The organism is Pseudomonas abieticivorans, from assembly GCF_023509015.1.
Classification (GTDB): domain Bacteria; phylum Pseudomonadota; class Gammaproteobacteria; order Pseudomonadales; family Pseudomonadaceae; genus Aquipseudomonas; species Aquipseudomonas abieticivorans.
This window is the reverse complement of the sequence record NZ_CP094975.1, coordinates 1091535-1105977: the sequence shown is the minus strand read 5'-3', so window position 1 is coordinate 1105977 and position 14443 is coordinate 1091535. Positions and strand designations below refer to the sequence as shown.

13 protein-coding genes and 1 pseudogene are annotated in these 14443 nt (G+C 62.1%); all 14 read left to right on the top strand.

Annotated elements, in window-relative coordinates:
• Positions 1 to 183: 183 nt before the first annotated feature.
• The 14 genes and pseudogenes from flhA to L9B60_RS04795 all read left to right on the top strand — a co-directional run bounded on the left by flhA (position 184) and on the right by L9B60_RS04795 (position 14407).
• Positions 184 to 2313, top strand: coding sequence for a flagellar biosynthesis protein FlhA (gene flhA / locus L9B60_RS04860; RefSeq protein WP_249676873.1), 2130 nt, complete (start codon positions 184 to 186; stop codon positions 2311 to 2313).
• An 11-nt stretch (positions 2314 to 2324) separates the two neighbouring features.
• Positions 2325 to 3644: a flagellar biosynthesis GTPase FlhF gene (gene flhF / locus L9B60_RS04855; RefSeq protein WP_249676871.1), complete on the top strand. Its 1320-nt coding sequence runs from the start codon at positions 2325 to 2327 to the stop codon at positions 3642 to 3644.
• Between the two features lie 122 nt (positions 3645 to 3766).
• Positions 3767 to 4600, top strand: a complete 834-nt coding sequence (gene fleN, locus L9B60_RS04850; RefSeq protein ID WP_008374846.1) for a flagellar synthesis regulator FleN — start codon at positions 3767 to 3769, stop codon at positions 4598 to 4600.
• Positions 4597 to 5340 carry an RNA polymerase sigma factor FliA gene (gene fliA / locus L9B60_RS04845; RefSeq protein WP_249676868.1) on the top strand — a complete coding sequence of 248 codons (744 nt, stop codon included), beginning with the start codon at positions 4597 to 4599 and terminating at the stop codon, positions 5338 to 5340. Before fleN ends, fliA begins: the two co-directional genes overlap by 4 nt.
• A gap of 193 nt (positions 5341 to 5533) precedes the next feature.
• On the top strand, positions 5534 to 5908 hold the full coding sequence (locus L9B60_RS04840; protein ID WP_249676866.1) for a chemotaxis response regulator CheY: 375 nt from the start codon (positions 5534 to 5536) through the stop codon (positions 5906 to 5908).
• A gap of 19 nt (positions 5909 to 5927) precedes the next feature.
• Positions 5928 to 6716 carry a protein phosphatase CheZ gene (locus L9B60_RS04835; protein ID WP_249676864.1) on the top strand — a complete coding sequence of 263 codons (789 nt, stop codon included), beginning with the start codon at positions 5928 to 5930 and terminating at the stop codon, positions 6714 to 6716.
• A gap of 28 nt (positions 6717 to 6744) precedes the next feature.
• A complete protein-coding gene (locus tag L9B60_RS04830; RefSeq protein WP_249676861.1) occupies positions 6745 to 8913 on the top strand; it encodes a chemotaxis protein CheA in 2169 nt (722 codons plus the stop codon).
• A gap of 43 nt (positions 8914 to 8956) precedes the next feature.
• Positions 8957 to 10081: a protein-glutamate methylesterase/protein-glutamine glutaminase gene (locus tag L9B60_RS04825; protein WP_249676859.1), complete on the top strand. Its 1125-nt coding sequence runs from the start codon at positions 8957 to 8959 to the stop codon at positions 10079 to 10081.
• Entirely contained in the window at positions 10081 to 10821 is a 741-nt protein-coding gene (locus L9B60_RS04820) for a flagellar motor protein (RefSeq protein ID WP_249676856.1), read from the top strand. Before L9B60_RS04825 ends, L9B60_RS04820 begins: the two co-directional genes overlap by 1 nt.
• Before the next feature lie 11 nt (positions 10822 to 10832).
• A pseudogene (gene motD, locus L9B60_RS04815) lies at positions 10833 to 11730 on the top strand (flagellar motor protein MotD).
• A gap of 59 nt (positions 11731 to 11789) precedes the next feature.
• On the top strand, positions 11790 to 12578 hold the full coding sequence (locus L9B60_RS04810; protein WP_249676854.1) for a ParA family protein: 789 nt from the start codon (positions 11790 to 11792) through the stop codon (positions 12576 to 12578).
• Positions 12578 to 13468 (top strand): CheW domain-containing protein, encoded by an 891-nt coding sequence (locus tag L9B60_RS04805; RefSeq protein ID WP_249676851.1) that lies wholly within the window; start codon positions 12578 to 12580, stop codon positions 13466 to 13468. Before L9B60_RS04810 ends, L9B60_RS04805 begins: the two co-directional genes overlap by 1 nt.
• 66 nt (positions 13469 to 13534) lie before the next feature.
• Positions 13535 to 14014 (top strand): chemotaxis protein CheW, encoded by a 480-nt coding sequence (locus tag L9B60_RS04800; protein WP_027981645.1) that lies wholly within the window; start codon positions 13535 to 13537, stop codon positions 14012 to 14014.
• Positions 14015 to 14407: a DUF2802 domain-containing protein gene (locus tag L9B60_RS04795; RefSeq protein ID WP_249676849.1), complete on the top strand. Its 393-nt coding sequence runs from the start codon at positions 14015 to 14017 to the stop codon at positions 14405 to 14407. It begins immediately after the preceding gene.
• Positions 14408 to 14443 lie beyond the last annotated feature (36 nt).

Below are 14443 nucleotides of genomic sequence, written 5' to 3'. Positions count from 1 at the left end.
TAATCCGCGAAAAAAGCGCCGCGAAAACATCAGGTAGGCCGCAGCACGCCTTTCGCGTATGAACCGTGGCACCGGGCCGCCGCTCCTACGACCTCGATTAGCAAAGTTGGACAGCTTTTTGCAAAGGCATGCCCAAGGCGCGTTTTGGCGTCAAAAGTTTGCTTGAGATCACGAGGGATATCGGTGGATCGTTCACAGTTAATCAACACCGCTCGCAGTAACCTGGTCGGCCTGGGCCGAGGCAACCTGGGTGTGCCGCTGTTGCTGTTGGTCATGCTGGCAATGATGATGTTGCCAGTGCCGCCGTTTTTGCTCGACGTGTTCTTCACCTTCAACATTGCCTTGTCGATCGTGGTGCTGTTGGTGTGCGTGTACGCCCTGCGGCCGCTGGACTTTGCCGTATTCCCGACCATCCTGCTGGTGGCCACGCTGATGCGCCTGGCGCTGAACGTGGCGTCCACGCGGGTGGTCATGCTGCATGGCCAGGAAGGCCATGCCGCGGCAGGCAAGGTGATCCAGGCGTTCGGCGAGGTGGTGATCGGCGGCAACTACGTGGTCGGCGTGGTGGTGTTCGCCATCCTCATGATCATCAACTTCGTGGTGGTCACCAAGGGTGCCGGGCGTATCTCCGAAGTGAGCGCGCGTTTCACCCTCGACGCCATGCCCGGCAAGCAGATGGCCATCGACGCCGACCTCAACGCCGGCCTCATCGATCAGGCCCAGGCCAAGCTGCGCCGTGCCGAAGTGGCTCAGGAAGCCGAGTTCTACGGCTCCATGGACGGTGCCAGCAAGTTCGTGCGTGGCGACGCCATCGCCGGCCTGTTGATCCTGTTTATCAACCTGCTGGGCGGCATGGCCATCGGCATCTTCCAGCACAACCTGAGCTTCAGCGAAGCCGGCAAGATCTACGCCTTGCTGACCATCGGTGACGGTTTGGTGGCGCAATTGCCATCACTGCTGTTGTCCACGGCGGCGGCGATCATGGTGACCCGCGCATCGGGCTCCGAAGAGATGGGCAAGCAGATCAGCCGGCAAATGTTTGCCTCGCCCAAGGCCCTGGCCGTATCGGCCGGCTTGATGGCGGTGATGGGCCTGGTACCGGGCATGCCCCATGTGTCGTTCCTCAGCCTGGCGCTGATGGCAGGTGGCGCGGCTTACCTGGTGTTCAAGAAGCAAAATCAGATCAAGGCCGTGGCCCTCGCCGAAGTGCAGCGCCAGCAAGACCTGCTGCCGTCGCCAACCCGCGCCCAGGACACCAAGGAGCTGGGCTGGGACGATGTCACGCCGATCGACATGATCGGCCTTGAGGTCGGCTACCGCCTGATCCCGCTGGTGGACCGCAACCAGGGTGGGCAATTGCTGGCGCGGATCAAGGGGGTGCGCAAGAAGCTCTCCCAGGACCTGGGCTTCCTGATGCCCACCGTGCATATACGCGACAACCTCGACCTGGCCCCCAGTGCCTACCGGCTCACCCTGATGGGGGTGATCCTGGCGGAGGCCGAGATTTACCCTGACCGAGAGTTGGCGATCAACCCGGGCCAGGTGTTTGGCACCTTGCAGGGCATTACCGCCAAGGATCCGGCTTTTGGCCTGGAGGCGGTGTGGATCGAACTCAGCCACCGGTCCCAGGCCCAGTCGCTGGGCTACACGGTGGTGGATGCCAGTACGGTTGTCGCCACGCACTTGAACCAGATCCTGCAAAAGCACGCCCACGAACTGATCGGCCACGAGGAAGTCCAGCAATTGCTGGCGGTATTGGCAAAAGGCTCGCCAAAGCTTGCCGAAGAGTTGGTGCCCGGCGTGCTGTCGCTGTCCAATTTGCTTAAGGTGTTGCAGGCGCTGCTGGCCGAACAGGTGCCGGTGCGCGACATCCGCAGCATTGCCGAAGCCATCGCCAACAATGCCGTCAAGAGTCAAGATACTGCCGCGCTGGTGCAGGCCGTTCGGGTCGGTTTGTCCCGCGCCATCGTCCAAAGCATTGTAGGCGTTGAGTCTGAGCTGCCTGTGATCACCTTGGAGCCAAGGTTGGAACAGATTTTGCTCAGTAGTTTGCAGAAGGGTGGTCAAGGTCAGGAAGAAGGCGTTCTACTCGAGCCAAGCATGGCCGAGAAGCTCCAGCGTTCACTGATCGACGCGGCCCAGCGCCAAGAAATGCAAGGCCAGCCGGTGATCCTGCTGGTGGCCGGTCCGATCCGCGCGATGTTGTCGCGGTTTGGTCGCCTGGCGGTACCGAATTTACATGTATTGGCTTATCAGGAAATCCCTGATAACAAGCAAGTCACCATCGTGGCGACAGTAGGGCCCAACGGCTGAGGTAGTGGGTTATGCAAGTTAAGCGTTTTTTCGCCGCCGATATGCGTCAGGCCATGAAACTGGTCCGCGATGAGCTGGGCGCCGATGCCGCGATCATCGGCAACCGTCGGATCGCCGGCGGTGTCGAGCTCACGGCTGCGCTGGACTACAAACTGTCCGCGCTGGCGCCACGGGTACCAAACATCGAACTCGAGGATGAGCTGCGCAAGACCCAGTCGCGCATCGTCACTGCGCAAGCAGGCCTGGGTGCCGGCAGCGAAAGCGAAGCCACTACCAATCGCCAGTTGTTCGCCGGCTTGCCGCTGACGGCGTCGGAGCCTTTGGTGGAGCCACACTTCGAGGAGCCTGCGCGCCCTTACGTCGCGCCACCGGCGCAGGCGACGGTAGACCAGCGGCTGTTCGACTCCATGCGCTCGGAACTCAATGGTTTGCGCGAGCTGCTGGAAGTGCAATTGGGCTCCCTGGCCTGGACGCAACTGCAAGGCAGCAAGCCGCAGCAGGCCAACCTGTGGCGTCGCCTGCAGCGCATCGGCCTGTCGGGCCCGCTGTCACGCGAGCTGCTGGCCATGGTGGGCGACATCGAAGAGCCGCGCCAAGCGTGGCGGATGCTTCTGGCGCACTTGGCGCGTATGATTATGACCCCCGAGGCAGAGCCTTTGGAGGAGGGCGGGGTGATCGCCATGGTCGGCCCGGCAGGCATGGGCAAGACCACGACGCTGGCCAAGCTGGCTGCCCGTTACGTACTCAAGTACGGTGCGCAGAACATCGCACTGGTGAGCATGGACAGCTTTCGCATTGGTGCCCAGGAGCAACTCAAGACCCTGGGGCGTATTCTCAATGTGTCGGTGACCCATGTAGACCCCGGCCAGTCACTGGCCCAGGCGCTGGAGCCGTTGCTGCGCAAGCGTGTGGTGTTGATCGACACCGCGGGCTTGCAAGCCAGCGACCCGGCCCTGCGCATGCAGCTGGAAAGCCTGGCAGGCCGGGGCATCCGCGCACGCAATTACCTGGTACTGGCTACAACCAGTCAAAAGCAGGTATTGACCGCGGCGTATCACAGTTACAAGCGTTGCGGCCTGGCTGGATGTATTCTGACCAAGCTGGATGAAAGTGCCAGCCTCGGCGAAGTGCTGAGCCTGGCGATCAGTCATGAATTACCAGTGGCCTATCTCACCGATGGGCCACGTATTCCGGACGATTTGCACCTGCCGCGCCGGCATCAGTTGGTCAGCCGTGCGGTCAACGTGCAAATGCAGGATGAGCCCAGTGAAGAGGCCATGGCCGATATGTTCGCTGATCTCTACCACAGCCCGAGTAAACGTGTTGGCTGAGGTGAGTGGTAACAAGACGTTGCAATCTACCTACATTGATGGACTGCCAAGTATTTTTCAGTTGATGAAAGCGCAGCAAATCGTGTGGCCTCGGTCTAAGTAAGACAAGGTAAAGAACAAACATGGGCAGCATGCATCCCGTACAGGTGATCGCGGTGACCGGCGGCAAAGGTGGCGTCGGCAAGACTAACGTGTCAGTGAACTTGTCCCTGGCCCTGGCAGAGCTTGGCCGTCGGGTCATGCTGCTGGACGCCGACCTGGGGCTGGCGAACGTCGACGTCCTGCTGGGCCTGACGCCCAAGCGAACCCTGGCCGACGTGATCGAAGGGCGCTGCGAGCTGCGCGACGTACTGTTGCAGGGGCCGGGTGGCATCCGCATCGTGCCGGCCGCTTCCGGTACCCAGAGCATGGTGCACCTCACGCCGGCGCAGCACGCAGGCCTGATCCAGGCGTTCAGCGACATTGGCGACAACCTCGATGTGCTGGTGATCGACACCGCTGCCGGCATTGGTGACTCGGTGGTCAGTTTCGTCCGCGCCGCGCAAGAAGTATTGCTGGTGGTGTGCGATGAGCCCACGTCCATCACCGACGCCTACGCGTTGATCAAGTTGCTTAACCGCGACTACGGCATGAACCGTTTCCGGGTGCTGGCCAACATGGCGCAGAGCCCGCAGGAAGGTCGCAACCTGTTCGCCAAGTTGACCAAGGTTACCGACCGCTTCCTCGACGTTGCCCTGCAGTACGTGGGCGCCGTGCCTTATGACGAGTGCGTGCGCAAGGCGGTGCAAAAGCAGCGCGCCGTGTACGAGGCGTTCCCGCGTTCCAAATGCGCCCTGGCGTTCAAGGCCATCGCGCAGAAGGTCGACACCTGGCCGTTGCCAGCCAACCCACGTGGGCATCTGGAGTTCTTTGTCGAACGCCTGGTGCAGCAAACCAGCGCAGGGCCCGTCTCATGAGCGCCAGCGGCTACCGGATGTACAGCAAGGCCTCCCGCGAGTCTCAGCAGTACGAATTGATCGAGCGCTATGCGCCCCTGGTCAAGCGCATTGCCTACCACTTGCTGGCGCGCTTGCCAGCCAGCGTCCAGGTCGAAGACCTGATCCAGGCGGGCATGATCGGCTTGCTCGAAGTGTCGACCAAGTACGACTCCACCAAGGGCGCGAGCTTTGAGACCTATGCCGGCATTCGTATCCGCGGGGCCATGCTCGATGAAGTGCGCAAGGGCGATTGGGCACCGCGCTCGGTGCACCGCAATACGCGCATGGTCAGTGACGCAATCCGGGCAATCGAGTCAAAAACCGGGCGTGACGCTAAAGATCACGAGGTTGCGGCCGAACTCCAATTAAGCCTGGATGATTATTACGGGATTTTGAACGACACCTTGGGCAGCCGCCTTTTCAGTTTCGACGACCTGTTGCAGGACGGCGAGCACGAAGGCCTGCATGAGGATGGTGCCAGCGCGGGCCTGGAGCCCTCGCGGGACCTGGAAGACGAGCGCTTCCAGGCAGCCTTGGCCGACGCGATCGCCAACCTTCCGGAGCGTGAGCGCCTGGTATTGGCCCTCTATTACGACGAGGAGCTGAACCTCAAGGAGATTGGCGAAGTGCTGGGCGTGAGTGAGTCTCGCGTCAGCCAGTTGCACAGCCAGTGTGCTGCGCGGTTGCGAGGGCGCCTGGGGGAATGGCGCGCGCGCTGAGCAGGTTGCGGTTGTGCAGAAGCGGGCTCTGTAGGAGCCCGCTGTTGTGTGTGCAGGGTCATAGAGTTTAGGGGCGTGGCGTGCGCTGTTCGGTGCGCTGCGAGTGGTGTGGGGCGCAAGCCAGATTTGATTGAGTGCCCGTCCGCAGTTCGGACGGGTTAAAGACTGCTTGGAGGTCTAATTGGACAAGAACATGAAAATCCTCATCGTTGACGACTTCTCGACGATGCGGCGGATCATCAAGAACCTGTTGCGTGACCTGGGCTTCACCAATACCCAGGAAGCCGACGATGGCAACACCGCGCTGCCAATGCTGCACAGCGGTGCCTTCGACTTCCTGGTGACCGACTGGAACATGCCAGGCATGTCGGGTATCGACCTGCTGCGCCAAGTGCGTGCCGACGATCGCCTCAAGCACCTCCCGGTGTTGATGGTGACTGCTGAAGCCAAGCGCGAGCAAATCATCGAAGCGGCCCAGGCCGGCGTCAACGGCTACGTGGTCAAGCCATTCACCGCACAAGTGCTGAAAGAGAAGATCGAAAAGATCTTTGAGCGCGTCAATAGCTGATGTCCGCCACGGGGGTGCTATGGAGCATAACAATTCATCTTTGGGCGACTTTGAGTCGACCCTGAAGAAACACGCCCAGCAGTTGGTCGAAAGCCTTGAAAAAGGCAAGTTCGGCGACGCTGTGCAACTGATCCATGAGCTGAACCAGACCCGTGATCGTGGCCTGTATCAGGAAGTCGGCAAGCTGACCCGCGAGCTGCACAGTGCGATCGTCAATTTTCAGATTGACCCGCACATGCCGCAAGCCGAGGAAGTCTCGCAGATCACCGATGCCACCGAGCGCCTGTCCTACGTGGTCAGGCTCACCGAGGGTGCGGCCAACCGCACCATGGACCTGGTCGAGCAAAGCACGCCGGTGGTCAATGAGCTCAGCGCCGAGGCCATGAGCCTGCGGGTCGACTGGCAGCGCTTCATGCGCAAGGAAATCGCTGCGCCGGAGTTTCGCGAACTGGTGCAACGGGTCGACAGTTTCCTGGTCAAGAGCGAGCAGGGCAACCGTCAGGTGTCCGGCGCGCTGAACGATATCCTGCTGGCCCAGGACTACCAGGACCTCACCGGCCAGGTGATCAAGCGCGTGACGCAGTTGGTGACCGAAGTGGAGAGCAACCTGCTCAAGCTGGTGCTCATGGCCAGCCAGGTAGACCGCTTTGCCGGTATCGAACACGACCACGCACAGCTGCGCGAAGAAAAAAATCAGGAAAAACATCCAACTCGGGGTGAAGGTCCGCAGATTCATGCCGATAAGCGTGAAGACGTTGTGTCCGGTCAGGACGATGTCGACGATCTGCTATCCAGTCTTGGTTTCTAAAGACGTTCTTGGTTTTTAAGGGGCACATATGAGCTTCGGCGCCGACGAAGAAATCCTTCAGGATTTTCTGGTAGAAGCCGGTGAAATTCTTGAGTTGCTGTCCGAGCAACTGGTCGAGCTGGAAAGCCGCCCAGATGACGCCGACCTGCTCAATGCAATTTTTCGCGGTTTTCACACTGTAAAAGGGGGCGCCGGCTTCCTCCAGCTCAATGAGCTGGTGGAGTGCTGCCACATCGCCGAGAACGTGTTCGACATCCTGCGCAAGGGTGAGCGTCGCGTCGATGCGGAGCTGATGGACGTGGTGCTCGAGGCACTCGACGCGGTGAACGGCATGTTCAGCGAAGTCCGTGAGCGCACCGACATCACCCCGGCCACCCCCCAGTTGCTTGCCGCCCTTTCGCGCCTGGCAGAGCCTGCCAGCGCCGAAGACGTACCCGCACCTGTGGCCATGGCCGAGCCAGCGCCAGTGGCTGACTCCGGCGACATCACCGACAGCGAGTTCGAGCAGTTGCTCGACTCGTTGAACGCGGTCAAGGCGCAGGCACAAGCGCCAGAACCTGCCGCCGTTGCAGGCGATGAAATCACCGACGACGAATTCGAATCGCTGCTCGATCAATTGCACGGCAAAGGCCAGTTCACCACCGAGGCCGTGGCGCCGGTGGCGGCTGTCGCGGTGTCGAGCGGTGCGCCAGCCAGCGATGAAATCACCGACGACGAATTCGAAGCCCTGCTCGACCAGTTGCACGGCAAGGGCAGCTTTGCCGCCGACGCAGTGGCCCCTGCCAAGCCAGCGGTTGCAGCGGCGCCTGCCAGCAGCGATCACATCACCGACGACGAGTTCGAATCCCTGCTGGATGATCTGCACGGCAAGGGTAAGTTCAGCGAAGCGCCGGCCGCGGCCACTGCGGTTGCAGCCGCCCCGGCGGCCGTCGCCAAACCGGCACCGGCCCCTGTCGCCAAGCCTGCTGAGCGCGCGGCACCCGCCCGAGCGGCAGCCCCGGCAGCAGAAAAGCCGCCTGCCAGCGAAGCAGAAACCACCGTGCGGGTCGATACCGCGCGCTTGGACGAAATCATGAACATGGTCGGCGAACTGGTGCTGGTGCGTAACCGCCTGGTACGCCTGGGGGCCAACAGCGCCGACGAAGCCATGTCCAAGGCGGTGTCCAACCTCGACGTGGTTACCGCCGACCTGCAGACCGCGGTCATGAAGACCCGCATGCAGCCGATCAAGAAGGTCTTCGGGCGCTTCCCGCGCCAGGTTCGCGACCTGGCCCGCCAGCTCAAGAAAGAGATCAACCTGGAGCTGGTCGGCGAAGAGACCGACCTTGATAAAAACCTGGTCGAGGCCCTCGCCGACCCGCTGGTGCACTTGGTGCGCAACGCAGTCGACCACGGCATCGAAACCCCTGAAGAGCGCGAAGCCAGTGGCAAGTCGCGCAACGGCAAGGTAGTCCTCTCGGCCGAACAGGAAGGCGACCACATCTTGCTGTCGATCTCTGACGACGGCAAGGGCATGGACCCCAACGTGTTGCGCGCCAAGGCCGTGGAAAAAGGCCTGATGGACAAGGACGCCGCCGACCGCCTGAGCGAAACCGACTGCTACAACCTCATCTTCGCCCCGGGCTTTTCGACCAAGACCGAGATCAGCGACGTGTCGGGCCGTGGTGTCGGCATGGACGTGGTCAAGACCAAGATCTCCCAGCTCAACGGCTCTATCAACATCTACTCGGTCAAGGGCCAGGGCTCGAAGATCGTCATCAAGGTGCCTTTGACCCTGGCGATCATGCCCACCCTGATGGTGATGCTGGGCAACCAGGCGTTCGCCTTCCCGCTGGTCAACGTCAACGAGATCTTCCACCTGGACCTGTCGCGCACCAACGTGGTCGACGGCCAGGAAGTGGTGATCGTGCGCGACAAGGCGCTGCCGTTGTTCTATCTCAAGCGCTGGCTGGTCAGTTCGGCTGCCCACGAAGAGCAGCGCGAAGGCCACGTGGTGATCCTCTCGGTGGGCACCCAGCGCATCGGTTTCGTGGTCGACCAGTTGGTGGGCCAGGAAGAAGTGGTGATCAAGCCTTTGGGCAAGATGCTCCAGGGTACGCCAGGCATGTCGGGCGCCACCATTACCGGTGACGGTCGCATCGCACTGATTCTCGATGTTCCGAGCATGCTCAAGCGCTACGCGGCGCGGCGTATCTGATCTTTGGCGGTGCGCCTGGTGCGCACCGCTTAATGGAGTGTTTATGGCAGTCAAGGTCCTGGTGGTGGATGATTCGGGTTTCTTCCGCCGCCGCGTTTCGGAAATCCTTTCCTCGGATCCGAATATTCAGGTAGTCGGTACCGCGACCAATGGCAAGGAGGCGATTGACCTGGCTCAATCGCTCAAGCCGGACGTGATCACCATGGACTACGAAATGCCCATGATGGACGGCATCACGGCCGTGCGGCACATCATGCAGCGTTGCCCGACGCCGGTGCTGATGTTCTCCTCGCTCACCCATGAAGGCGCCCGGGTTACCCTGGATGCGCTGGACGCCGGTGCCGTGGATTACCTGCCGAAGAATTTCGAAGACATCTCGCGCAACCCCGAGAAGGTCAAGCAGATGCTCTGCGAGAAGGTTCACACCATCTCGCGCAGCAACCGCCGCCTGAGCTCCTACGCAGCCCCTGCGCCGGCTGCGCATGCACCGGCGTCAGCCCCAGCGGCCAGTGGGCTGCAAGCGCCGGCCCGCACCCTGGCGGCGCGCGCGCCGGCAGCAGCTCCCGCGCACGCCCCGGCCAGCCATTCGCCGGCGCCCAAGCGCAAGCACTACAAATTGGTCGCCATAGGCACGTCCACCGGTGGCCCAGTGGCGCTGCAGCGGGTGCTGACCCAATTGCCGGCCAACTTTGCGGCACCGATCGTGCTGATCCAGCACATGCCGGCGGCCTTCACCAAGGCCTTCGCCGAGCGCCTGGACAAGCTGTGCCGCATCAGTGTCAAAGAAGCCGAGGACGGCGATGTGCTGCGCCCGGGCCTGGCACTGTTGGCGCCAGGTGGCAAACAGATGATGGTGGACGGGCGGGGCACGGTGAAAATCCTGCCTGGCGACGAGCGCCTCAATTACAAGCCCTGCGTGGACATTACCTTTGGTTCGGCGGCCAAGTCCTATGGCGACAAAGTGCTGGCCGTGGTGCTGACCGGCATGGGCGCCGACGGGCGTGAAGGCGCGCGCCTGCTCAAGCAGGGCGGCAGCCAGATCTGGGCCCAGGATGAGGCCAGCTGTGTCATCTACGGTATGCCCATGGCCATCGTCAAAGCCAACCTCGCCGACGCGGTGTATGGCCTGGATGACATCGGCCGTCACCTGGTGGAGGCGTGTGTCTGATGGATGTATTGAGCCTGATAGGGATCATCCTGGCTTTTGTCGCCATCATTGGCGGTAACTTCCTGGAGGGCGGGCATTTGTCCGCGCTGCTCAATGGCCCGGCGGCGCTGATCGTGATCGGCGGCACCTTGGCCGCCTGCCTGTTGCAGTCGCCCATCAGCGCGTTCAAGCGGGCCATGCAGATCGCCGTGTGGATTCTGTTCCCGCCGCGCATCGACCTGGCCGGCGGCATCGACCGGGTGGTCAACTGGAGCCTCACGGCGCGCAAGGAGGGCCTGCTGGGCCTGGAAAGCGTGGCCGATACCGAGCCTGACACCTATGCCCGCAAAGGTTTGCAGTTGCTGGTGGACGGCGCCGAGCCCGAGGCCATCCGCAGCATTCTCGAAGTGGATTTCGTGACCCAGGAAAGCCGCGATATCCAGGCCGCCAAGGTGTTCGAGTGCATGGGCGGCTACGCGCCCACCATCGGTATCATCGGTGCGGTGATGGGCCTTATCCATGTGATGGGTAACCTGGCCGACCCCTCGCAACTGGGCGGTGGCATTGCCGTGGCCTTCGTTGCCACCATCTACGGCGTGGCCACGGCCAACCTGATCCTGCTGCCGGTGGCCAACAAGCTCAAGGCCATCGCCATTCGCCAGTCCCGCTACCGGGAAATGCTGCTGGAGGGGATCTTGTCGATCGCCGAAGGCGAGAACCCGCGTTCAATCGAATTGAAGCTGCAAGGCTTCATGGATTGATGGAGTAGACCATGGCCCGTCGTCATCGCCGCCAGCAACACGAAGAGCATGAAAACCACGAGCGCTGGCTGGTGTCCTATGCCGACTTCATCACCCTGCTGTTCGCCTTTTTCGTGGTGATGTATTCCATCTCCTCGATCAACGAAGGCAAGTACAAGGTGCTGTCCCAGGCGCTGATCGGGGTGTTCAATGACCCCGACAAATAGCTTGCGGCCGATCCCGATCGGCGACGAAAAGCCGCTCACGGTCAAGCCTTCCGAGCCCCTGGTCAAGGACAGCGAGGAGGTCGATGCCGGTATCGCGCAAAACGCCGACAACCCGCTGCAAACCATTGCCAACGAGGTGCGCGACGGTTTCGGCGACCTGATCAAGTCCAACCAGTTGACCGTGCGCGGCAACGAGTTGTGGATCGAGATAGAACTCAAGTCCGGCCTGCTGTTCGGCAGCGGCGATGCCATCCCCAGCGACAAGGCGTTCTCGATCATCGAAAAAGTGGCGAAGATCCTCAAGCCCTACGCCAACCCAGTGCACGTCGAAGGGTTTACCGACGACCAGCCGATCCGCACCGCGCAGTACCCCACCAACTGGGAGCTGTCTTCGGCGCGGGCGTCGAGCATCGTGCGCATGCTGGCCATGGAAGGGATCAACCCAGGGCGCATGGCGTCGGTGGGCTACGGCGAGTTTCAGCCGGTGGCCACCAACGCAACCGCCGAGGGGCGTGCGCACAACCGTCGGGTGGTGCTGGTGATTTCGCGCAACCTGGAGGTGCGGCGCAGTTTGACCGGTGCTGGAAGTGCCAATGCTACGCCGGACGCGGCAATGAGGCGTGCTGGCACACAAAGTGCACCGTCGCCCGTAACGCAGTCGGTGGGGGCCAATGCCGTCAATTCCCCGTCACCGGCCTTATAACTTAGTGAGTCGCATGCCACGGTAAGTCCCGTTTGCCGTGCCGCGAGGAATATCACCCTATGAGAGTCTGGGCAGTAGCCAACCAAAAAGGTGGGGTCGGCAAGACCACCACTTCGATCGCCCTGGCCGGCTTGCTGGCCGAGGCGGGCAAGCGCGTGGTCGTGGTCGACCTGGACCCCCACGGCTCCATGACCAGTTATTTCGGGCACAACCCCGATGCCCTGGAACACAGCTGCTACGACCTGTTTTTGCACAAGGGCCTGGTGCCCGAAGGCCTGCCGGGTCAATTGCTGTTGCCCACCAGCGATGAGCGCATTTCGCTGCTGCCTTCGAGCACGGCGTTGGCCACCCTGGAGCGTCAATCGCCCGGCCAAAGTGGCCTTGGGTTGGTGATAGCCAAAACTCTGGCGCAGCTGTGGCAGGATTTCGATTACGCCATCATCGACAGCCCGCCGTTGCTCGGCGTGTTGATGGTCAATGCCCTGGCTGCCAGCCAGCAGTTGGTGATCCCGGTGCAAACCGAGTACCTGGCGGTCAAAGGCCTGGAACGCATGGTCAGCACGTTGGCAATGATCAATCGCTCGCGCAAGCAGGCCTTGCCGTTCAGCATCGTGCCCACCCTGTTCGACCGCCGCACCCAGGCCTCCCTGGGCACCTTGCGAGTGTTGAAGGATGGTTACCCCGAGCACCTCTGGCAGGGCTACATACCCGTCGACACGCGCCTGCGCGATGCCAGCCGGGCCGGGCAGACGCCCTCGCAGTTTGATCCCAAGAGCCGCGGCGTGGTCGCCTATCGCGCCTTGCTCAAGCACTTGCTGGCACAACAACTCGTTAGCCAGGTGGCCTGATGAATCGTCCCGTCGATATCGCCACCAAGCCCCATGTGGCCTTGCAGTCCTACCTGGACGGCTTGTTGCAGGAAGCCACCGAGGAGCTGGATGCCGGCAATGACCTGCTGGACGGTCTGGATGACTTCCAGGCGGCCGTACTCGAGGAGCAGGCCCGCGATGCGGCGGTGCAGCAGGTCGTGAGGCTGGCGCCGGTGCCGGTGCCGGTGCCAGTGGCAGTGGCAACGCCCGTGCCGCTGCCGGTCGTGGCCCCCGAGCCCGAGCCCGAACCTGCACCTGTCGCGCCGCCAGTGCCGGAGCCCATGGTGGCGTTGGCCGAGCCGTTGGTGGACGTACACTTGCCAGCGCCCGTGGGCGCGCAGCCACCCGCGGTCACCAGCGATGGCCGCCCGCACTGGGCCGCTGAACCCTTCGAATGCCTGCTGTTCGATGTCGCCGGTTTGACCTTGGCCGTACCGTTGGTGTGCCTGGGTTCGATCTATTCCTTGGCCGGCCAGGAGCTGACCCCATTGTTTGGTCAGCCCAACTGGTTCCTTGGCATCCTGCCAAGCCAGGCCGGTAACCTGAAGGTACTGGACACCGCGCGCTGGGTGATGCCCGACCGCTACCGCGACGACTTCCAGCAGGGCCTGCAATACGTTATTTCGGTGCAGGGCTACGAGTGGGGGTTGGCCGTGCATCAGGTCAGCCGCTCGTTGCGTCTGGACCCCAATGAAATCAAATGGCGCAGCCACCGGGGCCAGCGGCCTTGGCTGGCAGGCACCGTGATCGAACACATGTGTGCGTTGCTGGACGTGGCCGAACTTGCCGAGCTGATTGCCAGCGGCGCGGTCAAGCACATGCAGCACACACAGGCATCTGCCAAACCATCGGCCCAGCCGAAAAAATGAAGAGTGGCGCTTGCGCGCCCTTGTAACGCACACACCGTCGTCGACGGTTCTCGAGGGGTTAGGGGTATGAAGAAGTCGTCTGCACAAGGTTCCGAAGATCCTATTCTGCAGTGGGTAACCTTTCGCCTGGACAATGAGTCTTACGGCATCAACGTGATGCAGGTACAGGAAGTGCTGCGCTACACCGAAATCGCTCCGGTACCGGGTGCGCCGAGCTACGTGCTGGGTATCATCAACCTGCGCGGCAACGTGGTTACCGTGATCGACACCCGCCAGCGCTTCGGCCTGATGCCGGCCGATGTCAGCGACAACACCCGTATCGTCATCATCGAGGCTGACAAGCAAGTGGTCGGCATCCTGGTCGACAGCGTGGCCGAAGTGGTCTACCTGCGTCAGTCGGAAGTGGAAACCGCACCGAACGTCGGCAACGAGGAATCGGCCAAGTTCATCCAGGGCGTGTGCAACAAGAACGGCGAACTGCTGATCCTGGTTGAACTGGACAAGATGATGACCGAGGAAGAATGGTCCGAGCTGGAGAGCATCTGATTGATTCTCGAGGTAGCGGTCATTGTGCTGGCGATCCTGTGGGTAGCCACCTTGGGTATGTTCATGGTCTACACCCGTGGCCAGCGGCAGATCGCGCAGCAGCAGGCCCAAGGCGATGCGCTGCGTGACCAGCGCATCAAGGAGTTGGCGCGCAGGGTCGAGGACTACCAGAACGGCACCGTGCGCATGGGGGAAGACCTGCACGAGTTGCGCGCGGTGGTAGCGCCGTTGCCCGACAAGTTGGCGCAGATCGAGCAGCGCGACCCTTCCAGCCTGTCGTTTGCCCAGGCTGCGCGCCTGGTGGGCATGGGTGCCAGCGTCGACGAGTTGACCCAGTCCTGCGGCCTGACCCAGGCCGAGGCCGAGTTGATGAGCAAGCTGCACCGCGGCTAGCCGCACTGCCGTAGGAGCGGATTTATCCGCGAAAAG

Excerpts from the sequence above, each read along its gene's own strand:
- flhF (WP_249676871.1), top strand. The coding sequence starts at position 2,325 with ATGCAAGTTAAGCGTTTTTTCGCCGCCGATATGCGTCAGGCCATGAAA.
- fleN (WP_008374846.1), top strand. The coding sequence starts at position 3,767 with ATGGGCAGCATGCATCCCGTACAGGTGATCGCGGTGACCGGCGGCAAA.
- fliA (WP_249676868.1), top strand. The coding sequence starts at position 4,597 with ATGAGCGCCAGCGGCTACCGGATGTACAGCAAGGCCTCCCGCGAGTCT.
- L9B60_RS04840 (WP_249676866.1), top strand. The coding sequence starts at position 5,534 with ATGAAAATCCTCATCGTTGACGACTTCTCGACGATGCGGCGGATCATC.
- L9B60_RS04835 (WP_249676864.1), top strand. The coding sequence starts at position 5,928 with ATGGAGCATAACAATTCATCTTTGGGCGACTTTGAGTCGACCCTGAAG.
- L9B60_RS04830 (WP_249676861.1), top strand. The coding sequence starts at position 6,745 with ATGAGCTTCGGCGCCGACGAAGAAATCCTTCAGGATTTTCTGGTAGAA.
- L9B60_RS04825 (WP_249676859.1), top strand. The coding sequence starts at position 8,957 with ATGGCAGTCAAGGTCCTGGTGGTGGATGATTCGGGTTTCTTCCGCCGC.
- L9B60_RS04820 (WP_249676856.1), top strand. The coding sequence starts at position 10,081 with ATGGATGTATTGAGCCTGATAGGGATCATCCTGGCTTTTGTCGCCATC.
- L9B60_RS04810 (WP_249676854.1), top strand. The coding sequence starts at position 11,790 with ATGAGAGTCTGGGCAGTAGCCAACCAAAAAGGTGGGGTCGGCAAGACC.
- L9B60_RS04805 (WP_249676851.1), top strand. The coding sequence starts at position 12,578 with ATGAATCGTCCCGTCGATATCGCCACCAAGCCCCATGTGGCCTTGCAG.
- L9B60_RS04800 (WP_027981645.1), top strand. The coding sequence starts at position 13,535 with ATGAAGAAGTCGTCTGCACAAGGTTCCGAAGATCCTATTCTGCAGTGG.